The organism is Paraburkholderia sp. Ac-20347 (genome assembly GCF_017104805.1).
GTDB classification, from domain to species: domain Bacteria; phylum Pseudomonadota; class Gammaproteobacteria; order Burkholderiales; family Burkholderiaceae; genus Paraburkholderia; species Paraburkholderia tropica.
The window spans coordinates 1-14,041 of sequence record NZ_JAAGPN010000219.1; the positions used below are offsets into that span (position 1 = coordinate 1).

Annotated in this window: 14 protein-coding genes and 1 pseudogene; 9 read left to right on the top strand and 6 right to left on the bottom strand. The window is 65.8% G+C overall.

The genetic code is table 11. The features are described 5' to 3' along the window. Positions 1–260 precede the first annotated feature (260 nt). Complete coding sequence (locus G3N97_RS29245) at positions 261–1,163, top strand: LysR family transcriptional regulator (protein ID WP_205996440.1); 903 nt, start codon at positions 261–263, stop codon at positions 1,161–1,163. A 19-nt stretch (positions 1,164–1,182) separates the two neighbouring features. Here the strand turns inward: G3N97_RS29245 and G3N97_RS29250 are convergent, their stop codons facing one another. Further along, positions 1,183–1,476, bottom strand: a complete 294-nt coding sequence (locus tag G3N97_RS29250; protein WP_205996451.1) for a hypothetical protein — start codon at positions 1,474–1,476, stop codon at positions 1,183–1,185. Between the two features lie 257 nt (positions 1,477–1,733). On the opposite strand from G3N97_RS29250, the gene G3N97_RS29255 reads away from it, so the two are divergent. Further along, positions 1,734–2,201, top strand: coding sequence for a YaiI/YqxD family protein (locus G3N97_RS29255; protein ID WP_205996441.1), 468 nt, complete (start codon positions 1,734–1,736; stop codon positions 2,199–2,201). Between the two features lie 156 nt (positions 2,202–2,357). Here the strand turns inward: G3N97_RS29255 and infA are convergent, their stop codons facing one another. The 3 genes from infA to G3N97_RS29270 form a co-directional block, all read right to left on the bottom strand. Then, a complete protein-coding gene (infA, locus tag G3N97_RS29260) occupies positions 2,358–2,621 on the bottom strand; it encodes a translation initiation factor IF-1 (protein WP_065064888.1) in 264 nt (87 codons plus the stop codon). 447 nt (positions 2,622–3,068) lie between these two features. Beyond that, positions 3,069–3,272, bottom strand: a complete 204-nt coding sequence (locus G3N97_RS29265; protein ID WP_065064791.1) for a cold-shock protein — start codon at positions 3,270–3,272, stop codon at positions 3,069–3,071. A 243-nt stretch (positions 3,273–3,515) separates the two neighbouring features. Then, the gene (locus G3N97_RS29270) at positions 3,516–5,099 is read right to left on the bottom strand and encodes a methyl-accepting chemotaxis protein (protein WP_205996442.1); all 1,584 of its coding nucleotides are present in this window, start codon (positions 5,097–5,099) and stop codon (positions 3,516–3,518) included. A gap of 170 nt (positions 5,100–5,269) precedes the next feature. Between G3N97_RS29270 and G3N97_RS29275 the strand changes: the two genes are divergently transcribed. The 3 genes from G3N97_RS29275 to G3N97_RS29285 are packed head-to-tail and all read left to right on the top strand — an operon-like array spanning position 5,270 to position 6,653. Further along, positions 5,270–5,731: a MarR family winged helix-turn-helix transcriptional regulator gene (locus G3N97_RS29275; RefSeq protein WP_205996443.1), complete on the top strand. Its 462-nt coding sequence runs from the start codon at positions 5,270–5,272 to the stop codon at positions 5,729–5,731. A gap of 27 nt (positions 5,732–5,758) precedes the next feature. Beyond that, positions 5,759–6,322 (top strand): isochorismatase family protein, encoded by a 564-nt coding sequence (locus G3N97_RS29280; RefSeq protein ID WP_205996444.1) that lies wholly within the window; start codon positions 5,759–5,761, stop codon positions 6,320–6,322. Between the two features lies 1 nt (position 6,323). Continuing rightward, positions 6,324–6,653: a hypothetical protein gene (locus G3N97_RS29285; RefSeq protein WP_205996445.1), complete on the top strand. Its 330-nt coding sequence runs from the start codon at positions 6,324–6,326 to the stop codon at positions 6,651–6,653. A gap of 96 nt (positions 6,654–6,749) precedes the next feature. On the opposite strand, the gene G3N97_RS29290 is transcribed toward G3N97_RS29285, so the two are convergent. Continuing rightward, positions 6,750–8,699, bottom strand: coding sequence for an AAA family ATPase (locus G3N97_RS29290; RefSeq protein WP_205996446.1), 1,950 nt, complete (start codon positions 8,697–8,699; stop codon positions 6,750–6,752). 400 nt (positions 8,700–9,099) lie between these two features. Here G3N97_RS29290 and G3N97_RS29295 point away from each other — a divergent pair, with 400 nt between their 5' ends. Together G3N97_RS29295 and cysS are read left to right on the top strand one after the other, a co-directional pair. Continuing rightward, entirely contained in the window at positions 9,100–9,261 is a 162-nt protein-coding gene (locus tag G3N97_RS29295; protein ID WP_205996450.1) for a DUF1328 family protein, read from the top strand. Positions 9,262–9,604: 343 nt separating this feature from the next. After that, positions 9,605–11,011, top strand: coding sequence for a cysteine--tRNA ligase (gene cysS / locus G3N97_RS29300; protein ID WP_205996447.1), 1,407 nt, complete (start codon positions 9,605–9,607; stop codon positions 11,009–11,011). A gap of 27 nt (positions 11,012–11,038) precedes the next feature. Here cysS and G3N97_RS29305 read toward each other — a convergent pair whose 3' ends face one another. Further along, positions 11,039–12,505, bottom strand: coding sequence for an MFS transporter (locus tag G3N97_RS29305; protein WP_205996448.1), 1,467 nt, complete (start codon positions 12,503–12,505; stop codon positions 11,039–11,041). A gap of 155 nt (positions 12,506–12,660) precedes the next feature. Between G3N97_RS29305 and G3N97_RS29310 the strand changes: the two genes are divergently transcribed. Together G3N97_RS29310 and G3N97_RS29315 are read left to right on the top strand one after the other, a co-directional pair. Next, entirely contained in the window at positions 12,661–13,533 is an 873-nt protein-coding gene (locus G3N97_RS29310; RefSeq protein WP_205996449.1) for a LysR family transcriptional regulator, read from the top strand. Between the two features lie 51 nt (positions 13,534–13,584). Continuing rightward, positions 13,585–14,041, top strand: a pseudogene (locus G3N97_RS29315) (hypothetical protein); the annotation flags it as partial.

Genomic DNA, 14,041 nt, shown 5'->3' on the forward strand with positions numbered 1-14,041 from the left:
GTTGCGCCACGGGCGTGTCGCGCCAGACGCGCGCGGCGGCGGCGGTGCGCACGAGCGCCGCCTCGACGGCCTCGCGGTTGTCGAACGCGTGGCGGGCGATGACTTCGCCGGTCGCGGGGTTGAGCGAGACGGCGTGTTCCGTGCGGGTTGCTGCGGTCATGGTGGGCTCCTTGAGGGGGTGATTGCCTGCAAGGATACGGGCTGGTAATGCTCAGCGAAAGTGAATAATATTGAACAAATTGTTCTCTCGGAGCGAATGCATGGAACTGGCCCAATTGCAGATTTTCAGGGAAATCGCCGACGCGGGCAGCGTGCAGGCCGCCGCGCAGCGCCTGCATCGCGTGCCGTCGAACCTCACCACGCGGCTGCGCCAGCTCGAAGAGGAGCTGGGCGCCGAACTGTTTATCCGCGAGAAGATGCGGCTGCGTCTCTCGGCGACGGGCGCGGCGTTTCTCGACTACACGCGCCGCATTCTCGATCTCGTCGACGAGGCGAAGCTCTCCGTGGCCGGCGACGAGCCGCGCGGGGCGCTGCCGCTCGGCTCGCTGGAGAGCACGGCGGCCGTGCACATTCCGCCGGTGCTGGCGGCGTTTCACCGGCGTTATGGCGACGTGACGCTCGATCTCTCGACGGGGCCGTCGGGCGAGCTGATCGATCGCGTGATCGAGGGCGAGCTGGCGGCGACGTTCGTGGACGGGCCGGTCGCGCATCCGGCGCTCACGGGCGTGCCCGTTTTCGACGACGAACTGATCCTGATTTCAGCCGCGAACCGCGCGCCGATCAAACGCGCGCGCGACGTGAACGGCGCGAATCTCTACGCGTTCCGCTCTAACTGCTCGTACCGGCGCACCTTCGAGCGCTGGTTCGAGGAGGACGGCGCGGCGCCGGGGCGCATCTTTGAAATGGAGTCGTATCACGGCATGCTCGCGTGCGTGTCGGCGGGCGCGGGGCTCGCGCTCATGCCCGCGAGCTTGCTGGAGAGCCTGCCGAATCGCAGCGCGGTGAAGGCGCACCGGCTGCCGGCGGCGTATCGCAAGGTGAAGATTTATCTCGTGTGGCGGCGCGATCTGCGCTCGCCGGCCGTGCAGCGGCTCATCGAGATGCTGGAGGCGCAGCGCAAGGCGGGCGCGCAGCCCGAGGAGGCGGAGCGCGCGCTGGCTTGAACCACGATGTGCTGCTGGCTTAACCGTGCTTGGGCGGCAAAGGCTGGTCGAGACCCGGCTCGGTGGGCGCGGGAACGGCATCGCCGAATGGTCTGGGCAGATCGGCGGGCGGCGCGTCTTGCGCGGGAGCGGGTTCGGGCGTTTGATCCGGCTTGTCGTCAGGCGAGGGTTGGCCCCCTTTCGGCGGCAGCGGCTGATCGAGACCCGGTTCGGTGGGCGTCGGAATGGCGTCGCCGATGGGTTTGGGCAGATCGGTGGGCGGCGCGTCGGGCGTGTTCGACGCGTCGCCGTGTTCGGCGGTTTGCATGCTCATCGTCTGGCTCCCTGAAGCGGGTGATCGTGCCCAATAATCTGCAGAGAGCGTGCCACCTGCGGCCAGCCGGGCCGATCGGCGGATTTCAAACGCTGCGGCGCGCTCAGAACACGGTAAGCGCTGCGCGTTCGCTTGAAAAATCTGCCCGCGCGTGGCCGTCTCGGTCCGTCGCGCTCTGATCCGATATAGTGGCGGCGCGTGATTTCCCCGCGCTGTGTTCCTGGCCGTAGCGCCTGCCTTATCGAAAGCGAATCCCCATGCAAATCCTCGTCGATGCCGACGCCTGTCCCGCCGTCGTGAAGGACATCCTGTTTCGCGCGGCGCGCCGTGTCGAAATGAACGTGACGCTGGTCGCGAATCAGTATCTGCGCACGCCGCCGTCGCCGTTTATCCGCTCGATTCAGGTGCCCGCCGGTTTCGATGTCGCCGACCAGCGTATCGTCGAGATGGCCGAACCGGGTGATCTGGTGATCACGGCGGACATTCCGCTCGCAGCGGCGGTGCTGGACAAGGGCGCACGCGCGCTCGATCCGCGCGGGAGCTGGTTCACGGCTGAGAATATTCGCGAGCGGCTGACGGTGCGCGACGCGATGGAGCAGTTGCGCAGCGCCGGAATCGACACCGGTGGCCCGGCGCCGTATGCGCTGCGTGACAGCCGGACCTTTGCGGGCCAGCTGGATCGATTTCTCGCGACGGCCGCCACGCCGAAGCGCGGGACGTCATGAATCGATCTGAAGAATGCCGCCGATACCGACGGCACAAACGCAACGTGCCCGCGCCGCGCAATACCCAAGGTATGCGGGTGAGCGGGCACACGCTGACGCCGACCTCGCCCGGGCAATCGCGCCGGGCAGGGCCGTGTGCTACTGCTGGCTAACTGCTTAGCGGCGGCGAGCTTGCGCCGGACGCGGGCCACCGCCCGATGCGTCCTTGTGGCGGAAGTTGATGCGGCCCTTCGTCAGGTCGTAGACCGACAATTCGAGCGTGACGCGGTCGCCCGCGATAATGCGAATGTGGTTCTTGCGCATGCGGCCCGACGCGTAAGCGTTCACGACCACGCCGTTTTCGAGCGTGACGCGATACTTGCTGTCCGGCAGCACTTCGTCGACGACGCCGTCGAGTTCAAGCAGTTCTTCCTTCGCCAAATCCATTCCTCCTGAAATACACAATGCCGCGCTCGAGCGGAGCGCGCTGAGATGCCCTGTGCGAACGCCGTCGGCTCGCTGCGGTTATTGCCCCGGCTGCCCTGCGTCCGCAATGCTCGCGGACGAACTGTACAGAAGCGCTCGGGAACCGGCAACGGCGAGGCTCACGGCCGCCAAAAGTCAGGCGATCCCGCACCGCGACTCGCGTCCGCCAATGCGTGGGCAACTAGTGCTCGTGATGAGCCAACCGGGAACGCGGAAGAGTTGGCCAGGAGCCAGATTCATCCGCCGGTACGACCATCGGGCGCGTGTGCACACCAGGTGTCCGGGCTGCGGGCGCAGTGAACACAAACGCGGGAACACGCACAAGATACGCGTGGCATGTGACTGCCACGGTCTGAGACAGGGCAATCGCGTCCAGCCAGGGCCGGACGCGATGCTAACACCTTACAGCGGCGTGATGTTCGAAGCCTGGAGACCCTTCGGACCACGCTTGGTTTCGTAGCTGACCTTCTGGCCTTCAGCCAGGGTCTTGAAGCCCGTGCCACGCACTTCCGAGAAGTGAGCGAACAGGTCGTCGCCGCCCTTGTCCGGGGTGATGAAGCCAAAGCCCTTGCTGTCGTTAAACCACTTGACGGTACCGGTTTCCACTAGAAAATCCTTGAATAAACAAATAAACACACATGCGCCCCGGGAAAGGGCGAATAAAGTATCAAGCAGGAGAGGTCAACGAGAGCCGCTGTTTGACCTCTCACTAATATAAGCGATTGGCAGCGGCAATGGATGAGCAGACACAGCTGAAGATTTACCTTCCGACATTACACGAATCCGATCATCCGGTCAAGTATCTCTTATTCGTGCGGCGTTGTGGCGTGTCGGAAGCGCCCGCCTCCATCAAGCGGATTGGGCAATCCTGGCGTCCTGCGGCACAGCGCCGCCCTCGACCTTGAACCCGGCGATCAGCGTATTGAGCGAATTCGCATGCTCGGCGAGCGAGGAGGCGGCCGCCGCGCTTTCCTCGACCAGCGCCGCGTTCTGCTGCGTGACTTCATCCATCTGCGTGACGGCGAGGCCGACCTGCCCGATGCCGTCGCTCTGTTCGCGCGAGGCGGCGGCGATTTCGTGGATCAGCGTGGCGACGCGCGTCGTCGACGTCTGGATTTCGGCCATCGCGCCGCTCGCCTCGGTGACGAGTTCCGCGCCGCTCGCCACGCGGCCCGTCGACCCGGCGATCAGCGTGCCGATCTCGCGCGCCGCCGCCGAGGCGCGCTGCGCGAGATTGCGCACCTCGCCCGCCACGACCGCGAAGCCGCGGCCTTCCTCGCCCGCGCGCGCCGCTTCGACCGCCGCGTTGAGCGCGAGGATATTGGTCTGGAACGCGATGCTCTCGATCGTGCCGATGATGTCGGTCATCTTCGACGAACTGGCGTGGATTTCGTGCATGGTCTGCTCCATGCGCGTGACCGCGTCGCGCCCGCGCACGGCCACGTCGGAGGCGCCGAGCGCGAGTTCGCGCGCCTGTTGCGCGTGGACCGCGTTGGCCTCGACGGTGCCGATCAACTGCTGCATCGCCGACGCCGTCTGCGCCAGCGACGACGCCTGCTCCTCGGTGCGCTGCGAGAGATCGAGATTGCCGGTGGCGATCTGCTGCGTGGCGGTCGCCATCGCGTTCGCGCCGCTTCGCACCTGCTCCATCGTCGAGCGCAGGCGCGTCTGCATGGCGGCGAGGCTGTCGAGCAGCAGGCCCATTTCGTCGGCGCGATGCGCGGTGACGTGGGTCGTCAGGTCGCCGGCCGCGATCGCCTCGAAATGCGCCATCGCCGCGCGCAGCGGATCCATCACCGCGCGACGCAGACCGCGCCAGCTCAGGAACGCGATCAGCAGCGCCAGCGCGATGCTCGCGCCGCACACCACGCCGAGCGTGTGGAAGCGCGCGCTCGATTGCGCGTCGGCGCGGCGCGCGGCTTCGTCGAGATAGTTTTCGAGCGCGCCCTGGCTCGTGTTCATCGCCGTGTAGAGGCCGATCAGTTCGGCGGCGCGGTGCTCGTCCATCCAGCTCGTGTCGCCGCTGCGGATGGCCGTGATCAGGCGGTCGATCGCGTCGCGCCGCACGGCGCTGCGTTTGGCGTCGAGGTCGTCGGTGAGCGCCTGGAGTTCGGCGGTCTTGGGCAGCGCGCGGAATTGCTGCCACCAGCGATCCGATTCGGCGAGCAGCATTTGCGCGCGGTCGAGCTGCGGACCGAGCTGCGGCGAATGCGGATTCGCCACCGCCCAGTCGAGGCCGAAGCGCGCGCGCGACATGGCCGTGCCCGACTTGCCGAGCGCCACCGCCGACGCGAAATGCACCGCGTACGCGTCGTGCTGCGCGCGATTGGTCAGATCCATGCCGATCAGGCTGACAACGCCCATCGCCACCACCAGTGCCCCGAGTGTGACGACCGTCAGCGCGAGTCGCAAATTGATAGTCAGGCTTCTCATTATTGTTCCATATAAGAAACATCATGCCGTGTATGGAAAGTATAACGGCACGCTCGCGCCGGAGATTAATCGGCTCCGGTGGGTGTTTACCCTTGGCGTGCACCTGGCGTCTTCGATAATTTGTACAGTCTATATGTACAGTTAAACTGTACATATGCTAGTCTTCGCCGATGACTACCCGATCCCTTTCCCCCTCCGCCGCCAGCGCGGCCGATCTGCCCGTGCTGGCGGGCGAACTGCGCGTCGCGGTCGGCAAACTGGTCCGGCGCGTGCGCGGCCAGGCGCAGGCCGGTGATTTCACGTCGTCGCAGAAGTCGGTGATCGTGCATCTGGACCGCAGCGGTCCGGCGACGGTTTCCGGACTGGCGCGCGCGGACGCCGTCAAGCCGCAGTCGATGCGGATCACGGTGGCGGGTCTGGAGACGCTGGGCGTGGTCGAAGGCAAGCCCGATCCCGACGACGGCCGCAAAACGCTCATCGCTCTCACGCCCGCGTTCCGGCGCAAGCTGCACGCGAGCCGCGCGGCGAAGGAGGACTGGCTCGTGCAGGCGCTGCAGGCGCAACTCTCGCCGAAAGAGCAGGCCGCGCTCGCCGACGCGGTGAAGCTGCTCCAGCGTCTCGCCGACTTCTAAACGCTCTTCCTCACGTCACGGAAAGCCATGCCTTACACCGCGCTCGACCCCAACACGGCGCTCATCGTCGTCGACTTGCAGAAGGGCATCGTGGGCGCGCCCTTCGTGCATCCCATCGAACCCGTGATCGAGCGGACCGGCGCGTTGCTGCGCGCGTTTCGCGCACGCGGCCTGCCCGTCGTGCTGGTCAATGTGGCGGGCGTCGCGCCCGGACGCACGGAGCGGCCGCGCCGTCACGACGTGCTGCCCGAAGGCTGGACCGATTTCATCGACGAACTCGACCGGCAACCCGGCGATATCGTCGTGACGAAGCGCACGTGGGGCGCGTTCGCCCACACCGTGCTCGACGCGCGCCTGAAGGCGCTGGGCGTCACGCAGGTGGTGATCACGGGCGTGGCGACCGGCACGGGTGTCGAATCGACCGCGCGTCAGGCGTACGAACTGGGCTTCAACGTGAGCCTCGCAATCGACGCCATGACCGATGCGCGCGCCGAGGCGCACGCATACAGCATCGAGCACGTCTTTCCCCGTCTGGGCGAAACCGGCGTTGCGCAGGACATCATCGATTTACTCGCCGCGAGGAGCGTCTGAAATGGTTTGGTCACATGTTATTGCGTACTTTTTTGGTGGCGCCTTGCTGTCGAATGCCGTGCCGCATTTCGTGGGCGGCGTGATGGGCGAACCGTTTCAGACGCCGTTCGCGAATCCGCCGGGCAAGGGCTTGTCGTCGTCGACAGTGAATGTGCTGTGGGGTTTTCTGAATCTCGTCGCGGGCTATTTGCTGCTGTGCCACGTGGGCGATTTCGCGATCAAGGCGAGCGCCGATGTCGTGCCGTTCGGCCTCGGCGTGCTGCTGATGGGGTTGTTCGGCGCGCGTCACTTCGGCGCGTTCCATGGCGGCAATACGCCGGAAAGCTCTTGATTCGAAGCGTTTCGAACGTTCGACGGACATAAAAAAAACGCGCCTCGTCACTGACGAGGCGCGTTTTTTATTGCCGACGAAACGACGAATCAATACTCAAGCCGCCGCGATTTCAATCGCCTCGTTCGCTTCGGCGATTGCCGCGCTTTTTGCAGCGTGTTCGCGAATCAGGCGATAAACCGTTTCGCCCGGCACGGTTTCTTCTTCGAGCAGCCGGTCGGCGATCGCGCGCAATACCGGCTCGTTCGCACGCAGCAGCGCGAAGCAGGCGTCGTTGAGTTCGTGCAGCAACGCGTTCGCGTGCTCGATCGCGCTCTTCAATTGCAGCCCGGCCACCTGTTGCGGCAACGCGGCGAGACTGAACAGATTGCCGTCGGCGTTGAAGCCGTGCTTCGACACCATGTCGAGCCCGATGCGCGACGCTTCCTGCAGATCCTGCGCCGCGCCGCTCGAGGCTTCGTTGAACATCAGCAGTTCCGCGTTGCGCCCGCCGAGCAGCACCTGAATCTCGTTGCGCATTTCGGTTTCGCGATACAGATACTTGTCCTGCATCTTCGTGATGAGCGCCACGCCGAGCGCGCCGCCGCGCGGCAGGATCGTCACTTCTTCGAGTACGCCGGTGCCGAGCAGCGCGGCCACGAGGCCGTGGCCCGCTTCGTGAATGGCGATGCGCGTACGTTCGTCGTCGGACAGCGCGCGCTCCGCGCCGTTGATATCGCCGATGCGCGCGATCTTGATCGCTTCGAGAAAATGCGTGGCGCCCACATGGCGATCGCCGGCCTTGCGCGCGACGAGGCCCGCCTGATTGACGATCATCGACAGCGTGGCGGGCGAGAGGCCGGTCGTGAGCCGCGCGAGTTGTTCGAAGTCGATGTCGTCGGTTTTCGTCTTCAGATTGGCCGCGTAAAAACGCAGGATTTCCGCGCGGTCTTCGAGGTCGGGCAGGCGCACGGCGACAGTGCGGTCGAAGCGGCCAGGACGGCGCAGCGCTTCGTCGAGATTGTCCGGATGATTGGTCGCGGCCACGATGATGATGCCTTCGTTCGAGGCAAAACCGTCCATTTCCGCGAGCAACTGATTGATGATGCGGTTGCTCTCCGCTTCGACCGGGCCGCCGCCCGTGTCGGTGCGCTTGCCGAGACCGTCGGCTTCGTCGATGAAGATGACCGTGGGCGCGTTCTTGCGCGCGAGCTCGAACAGGCGCTTCACTTTTTGAATGCCGACGCCGTAATACTTCGCGCTGAAATAGCTGCCCGTAATGGCGATGAAGCTCGCGCCGCATTCGCCCGCGAGCGCCTGCGCGAGACGCGTCTTGCCGACGCCGGGGCCGCCCGTCATCAGGATACCGCACGGCGCGCGCACGCCCATGCCGGTGAATTGCGCGGGTTCGGTGAGCCAGGCGCGTACGTCGGCGAGCGCCGATTTGGCTTCGCCCGCGCCGATCACGTCGTCGAAACGGAGCACCGGCGGCTTGCCGAGCAGTTGCGCGCCGCCCGCCATTTCGCGGCGCACGAACCACGCGAGGCCGCCGAGCATGAGCACGGAGAGCAGCAGGCTCAGCACGTCGCGTATGTGGTCGAAGGTGTCGCCCCAGCGCGCGAGACCGGTGCGCATGTTGGCGTCGGGCAGCCAGACGAGTTGATAGGGCGCGGCGCCGTCCGGCTTCAGGTCGCCGAGCAGCAGCGCGTTCGAGAACGCGCCGTTGTGATCGGCTACGAAATACTTGTCGCCTTGCAGGGTCGAAACCAGAATTGCGTCGCGGCTCACGCCGATCGCACGCACGTCATGCGCGCGGATATCGCCGAGCATCGCCGAGACGTCTTTCTCGCGATGCGTCCACGCGGACGCGTCGTGACGCATGTCGCTTGCCACGCCGCTGAGCACTGCGGGTTGCGCTGCAGATTGCGTTTCGGATTGAGATTGCGTGGCCGGCTGCTCATGCCGCCAATGCAGAAAACCCACAGTTGCTGCGAGCGCGGCCACGGCCGCGCCGCACGCCATATAGCGGCCAACGCGTGACCAGAGCGAATTCCTTGCCGGTTTCATCGAACACTCTTCCTGCGCGGGCCCGCTGGCGCGGCGCCCGAAAAACATCGTACGGGGGAGGGACGGGTGGCGCGAGCGTCTTGCGTACAAGCGTTCGGGCGGAATGGAGGCGGATTGAAAAATCGGGATTCAATTCATCCGGACTGATAAATCGTTAGCAATGCGAACACGACCCTTTTTACTCGCATTTCTCCATTCGCATTATGCCCGCGTTAACGCGTATTCAAAAACCGGGAATGACGCAATAAGCGGTTTCAATCCGCGCTTTTGATTGGCGGCGGCGCGTTGCCGAAGAATGCCGGATGTTGACGAATGGCGGGCACAGCGCTTGCGCATGCTTCCGGACCGCCCGCACAAAGTCGGGCGCACGGCACAACCCACACCGGACGGAGGTCACATCATGCTGTATTACGCGCTGGTCTTTTTCATCGTCGCGATCGTTGCGGCTGCCCTGGGCTTCGGCGGCATTGCGGCGGGTGCCGCGAGCATTGCGAAGGTGCTGTTCTTCATCTTCCTCGTTATTTTCCTCGTCACGCTCGTAATGGGTGTCGTGCGGCGATGAGGGTGCGTCCTCAGTTTAGTAGTAGTTCGAAGTAATTTGTCGTGACCGTGCGGGCGACGCCAGGCGATTGATGTCGTCTGGCGTCGCCCGTTCGCCTGTGCACGTCGCGCTCTTGACCATTTGGTGCGTTCGACGTTAGCATCGGCTACATGAATCTCACCGCCTCCTCCCTCGCTTTCATCCAGCGCGCATGTTGTCAGCACATGCCGGGGGCAGGCTGCGTCTAGCGTCGGTACACGTCGCGCTTCACGTCGATTCATGCCAACTGGCCGCCCGTTGAAAAACCGGCGGCCTTTTTGTTTTTCTTTCCTGTTTATCGACACCGTTTAACCGGAGATACCCGATGCCACTCGCGCTCTACGACACCTGGTCGCGCGCCTTGCGTCCTTTTACGCCGATTCGAAACGAGCGCGTGGGGATGTATTGCTGCGGGCCGACGGTCTACGATCACGCGCATATTGGTAATCTGCGGACCTATGTGTTCGAGGACGTGCTGCGTCGCGTGCTCGCGCGCAACGGCTATACGGTGCGGCACGTCGTGAATATCACCGACGTTGGCCATCTGACGTCCGATGCCGACGAAGGCGAGGACAAGATGGAGAAAGGCAGCCGCCGCACGGGCGAGTCGGCGTGGGCCATCGCGCAGCGCTATACCGAAGCTTTCGTCGACGACTGGCGCGCGCTGAATCTGCTGGAGCCGGATGTCTGGTGCCGCGCGACCGATCACATCGCCGAGCAGATCGCCTTCATTGCGGAGATCGAGCGCGCGGGCTATGTCTATCGCATGGACGACGGCCTCTATTTCGACACCGACAAACAGGACGATTACGGCTTTCTCGCGCGTCTCGACCGCGCCGGTTTGCAGGCGGGAAAACGCGTGGCGATCGGGGCGAAGCGCAACATCACCGACTTCGCGCTATGGAAGTTCAGCACGCCCGGCGTGCAGCGTCAGATGGAATGGGACAGTCCGTGGGGGCGCGGCTTTCCGGGCTGGCATATCGAGTGCTCGGCGATGTCGGCGAAATATCTGGGCACGTGGTTCGATATTCATTGCGGCGGCGAGGATCACATTGCCGTGCATCACAGCAACGAGATCGCGCAGACCCAGGCCGCGCACGGCACGCGTCTCGCGAACTTTTGGCTGCACGGCCACTTTCTGACGCAGCAGGGCGACGCGAAGATGTCGAAATCGGCCGGCGATTTTCTGCGTCTGCAGACGTTGCGCGATCGGCAGGTGGAGCCGCTCGCGTATCGCTATCTGTGCCTGACCGCGCATTACCGGAGCACCTTGCAGTTCAGCTGGGACGCGCTGCGCGCCGCGCAAACCGCGTTGAACCGCTTGCGTCGGCTGTATGCGGGCTGGCCCGAAGGCGGTGTCGCCGACGCCGCATACGTCGCGCGTTTCGACGCCGAAGCGAACGACGACCTGAACCTGCCGAAAGCGCTGGCCGTGCTTTGGGATTGCGTCAGGAGCGGCTTGCCGGGCGCGACCTTGCGCGCGACGGTCGATCAGTTCGATGCGGTGCTGGGTTTTCGGTTGCGCGACTGGCGGCCTGTCGAAGCCGAGGTTCCCGCCGAGGTTCAGGCGCTGCTGAACGAGCGCGAGGCCGCGCGCGCGTCGAAAGACTGGGCGCGGGCCGATGCCTTGCGCGCGGCGCTCGACGCGCAGGGCTGGCGTATCCAGGACGGCGCGCAAGGGCCGCAACTTGTGCGGCGTGTGCCTCAGACGACGACGGCGATCGATCCGTGAACAGTCAGTGAGCGCGAGTGCCGTGCATCACGCCGGCTGCGGATGCAGGCGTCGATGCATCGGCCCGAGCGCGAGCGAACTCAGCACGCAGACGCACAGAATGCCGACCAGCGCGAACATCGAGACGCGAAAGCCCTGTACGTAATCGAGCGCGGCCGGATGCGCGCCGAGGTGCGAGAAGAACACGCCGCCGAGCGTCGCCGCGCCCACGGCCGCGCCGATCTGCAAGGTCGCGGTGACCATGCCCGAGGCGACGCCCGCGCGCGCCGGGTCGACTTCCGCGAGCACGATGCGCACGACCGACGGCAGCACGAGGCCCTGGCCCATCCCCATCGCGCCGAGGCCGAGGTAGAAGCCCGCGCCGGGCGCGCTTACGCTCGCGAGCGCCGCCGCCGCCGCGAGACCGAGCGCGATCAGCACGAAGCCGAGCGTCAGCACGCGATAGCTGCCGAGGCGGAACACGAGGCGCGGCATCAGCAGCGGACTCGACAGAAAGCCGAGCCCGAACGGCAGGATCGCGACGCCCGAGGCGAGTGGCGTCCAGTGCAGCGCGCCTTGCAGATAGATGCCGTAGCTCAGGAAAAACGCGCTCAGCGTGTAGAACAGAAACGCCAGCACGAGGCCGAGCGCGATCACGGGATTGCGGAACAGCCGTACGTCGAGCAGCGGATCATGACCGCGCGCGAGACTACGCGCTTCGACGCGCAGCAGCGCGCCGAGCATCGGCACCGAGGCGGCGAGGCAGATCAGCATCCACGTGGGCCAGCCTTCCTCGCGTCCGCGCGTGAGCGGATAGACGAGCATCAGCAGGAACAGCGACAGCAGCACGGTGCCCGGCACGTCGATACGTGCGCCGCGCGGCGGTCGGCTCTCGGGAATGAAGCGCCAGCTGCCGAGCAGCGCAAGCACGCCGATCGGCAGGTTGACGAGGAAGATCGCGCGCCAGCCCAGCCCGAACGGATGCAGGCTGATCAGCGCGCCGCCGCCGAGCTGGCCGATCACGGCCGCCACGCCGAACACGAAGCCGTAGAAGCCCATCACGCGCACCTGTTCGTGCGGCGTGAACACGCTGCGGATGGTGGCGAGCACCTGCGGCGCGAGCACCGCCGCAAACAGGCCCTGAAGAATCCGCCCGGCCACCAGCATGGCGCCGGAAGTCGCGAGGCCGCACAGCGTCGAGGCGAGCACGAAGCCCGCCATGCCGATCATGAACATGCGCTTGCGGCCGTAGAGATCGCCGAGCCGGCCGCCCGTGATCTGCGCGACCGCGTTGGCGCAGGCGTAGGCGGACACCACCATCTGCAATTGCGCGGCGCTGGCGCTCAGTCCCGAGTGGATGGCGGGCAGCGCGAGATTCACGATGAAGTAATCGATGGGCGGCAGGATGGCGCCGACCAGCAGCACGACCAGCGCCCAGCCGTGATGGCTGCGCGCGGCGGCGGCGGAAGTCGGGGCCGCGAGGGGCGGCGCGGCGGCGAGCGAGTCGTCAGTCATGATGAACCTGTATCGAAAGCGGGGGCGGATCGATGGCGACGGGATCGCCGCCGATGACGCCGGAACGAACCGGTATCTTAGGCGCGGCGCATCCTCCAGAAAAGCCGGAATTTGCGGTAGTATTCATCGAGTAATTCGATGGATAGGAGCAAGCCATGCGAGGCTTCGAACTCGACCAGTTGCGCACCTTCACCGTGGTGGCGGAAGCGGGCAGCCTGACGGCGGCCGCGCCGTCGCTGAATCTTTCGCAGTCCACCGTCAGCGACCAGATGCGCAAGCTCGAGGCGCGCGCGGGCGTGCCGCTGTTCGTGCGCAGCAAACGCGGCGTCGAGCCCACGCCCGCGGGTTCGCGGCTGCTCACGCACGCGCGGCGCATCGTGGCGCTCAACGAAGCCGCCTTCGACGAAGTGCGCGGCCAGGCGATCAAGGGCGAGCTGCGCGTGGCGATCACCGACTATTTCCGCACGCACGAAGTCGCGGGCATGCTCGCGCGGCTGCGCGAGTGCTATCCGCAGCTGAGCCTGCACGTGAGCACGATGAAGAGCACCGAGATCGAACTCGCGCACGCGCGCGGACAGATCGATCTGGGCGTGGTGATGAACATGTCGATCGGCCCGGTGCGGCCCGCGCAGGGCGATCCGCGCTGGGTGCTGCGCCGCGAGCCGCTGCATTGGGTGGCGTCGCCGACGCTCGCCGAAGCGCTGCCCGAGCCGCTGCCGCTCGTGCTGCTGCCCGGCGACTGCATGCTGCATCAGATCGCCGTGAGCCTGCTCGAAGAACACCGCCGTCCCTTCGTGATGGTGCATAGCGCGTCCGGCGTGGCGGGCCTGCAGTCGATGCTTGCGGCGGGGCTGGGCGTGGGCTGTCTGTGCGCGTCGGCGATCACCGACGGGCTGATGAAACTCGGCACGCGTCACCGTTTGCCCGCGCTGCCCGAGGCCGTGTTTTCGCTCACGCCGCCGCTGCCCGGCGAACGCGAGACGGTCGCGCAGGCGCGTGAGGTGTTATCGCGGCAATTGCTGGTCTGAACAGCGCGCTGAAATACGCGCCGCGCACCCTGACGACTGAACTTCGAACCTATGCCCCCGAGCCAGGACGCACTGGAAGAACCGGCTGAAGCGCACGTTGAGGTGCACGCCAACGCGCATGCGAACGCGCATGCCGAAGCCCACGCCAACGCACCGCAAGCCTCGCCGCGCGAAATCCGCCGACGCATCGTGAGCGCCTCGCTCGTGACGGCGTTCGAGATGTTCGACTTCACCGTGTTCGGCTATTTCGCGGCGATGATCGGCGCGAAGTTCTTCCCGGCCGGCGACCCGATGACTTCGCTGCTGCTCGCCGTCGGCAGTTTCGGCGTGGGTTTTTTCCTGCGTCCGCTGGGCGCGCTCGCGCTCGGCGCGTACGCCGACCGCGTGGGCCGCCGCGCCGCGCTCACACGCACCGTCTGGCTCGCGGGACTCGGCACGGCGGTCATCGCGGTCTGTCCGGATTACGCCGCGATCGGCGTGGCCGCGCCCATCGCCGTGGTGCTGGCGC

What these genes read in the sequence shown, in the direction of transcription:
- G3N97_RS29245 (WP_205996440.1), top strand. Translation starts at nt 261, where the DNA reads ATGGAACTGGCCCAATTGCAGATTTTCAGGGAAATCGCCGACGCGGGC.
- G3N97_RS29250 (WP_205996451.1), bottom strand. Translation starts at nt 1,476, where the DNA reads ATGAGCATGCAAACCGCCGAACACGGCGACGCGTCGAACACGCCCGAC.
- G3N97_RS29255 (WP_205996441.1), top strand. Translation starts at nt 1,734, where the DNA reads ATGCAAATCCTCGTCGATGCCGACGCCTGTCCCGCCGTCGTGAAGGAC.
- G3N97_RS29270 (WP_205996442.1), bottom strand. Translation starts at nt 5,099, where the DNA reads ATGAGAAGCCTGACTATCAATTTGCGACTCGCGCTGACGGTCGTCACA.
- G3N97_RS29275 (WP_205996443.1), top strand. Translation starts at nt 5,270, where the DNA reads ATGACTACCCGATCCCTTTCCCCCTCCGCCGCCAGCGCGGCCGATCTG.
- G3N97_RS29280 (WP_205996444.1), top strand. Translation starts at nt 5,759, where the DNA reads ATGCCTTACACCGCGCTCGACCCCAACACGGCGCTCATCGTCGTCGAC.
- G3N97_RS29285 (WP_205996445.1), top strand. Translation starts at nt 6,324, where the DNA reads ATGGTTTGGTCACATGTTATTGCGTACTTTTTTGGTGGCGCCTTGCTG.
- G3N97_RS29290 (WP_205996446.1), bottom strand. Translation starts at nt 8,699, where the DNA reads ATGAAACCGGCAAGGAATTCGCTCTGGTCACGCGTTGGCCGCTATATG.
- G3N97_RS29295 (WP_205996450.1), top strand. Translation starts at nt 9,100, where the DNA reads ATGCTGTATTACGCGCTGGTCTTTTTCATCGTCGCGATCGTTGCGGCT.
- cysS (WP_205996447.1), top strand. Translation starts at nt 9,605, where the DNA reads ATGCCACTCGCGCTCTACGACACCTGGTCGCGCGCCTTGCGTCCTTTT.
- G3N97_RS29305 (WP_205996448.1), bottom strand. Translation starts at nt 12,505, where the DNA reads ATGACTGACGACTCGCTCGCCGCCGCGCCGCCCCTCGCGGCCCCGACT.
- G3N97_RS29310 (WP_205996449.1), top strand. Translation starts at nt 12,661, where the DNA reads ATGCGAGGCTTCGAACTCGACCAGTTGCGCACCTTCACCGTGGTGGCG.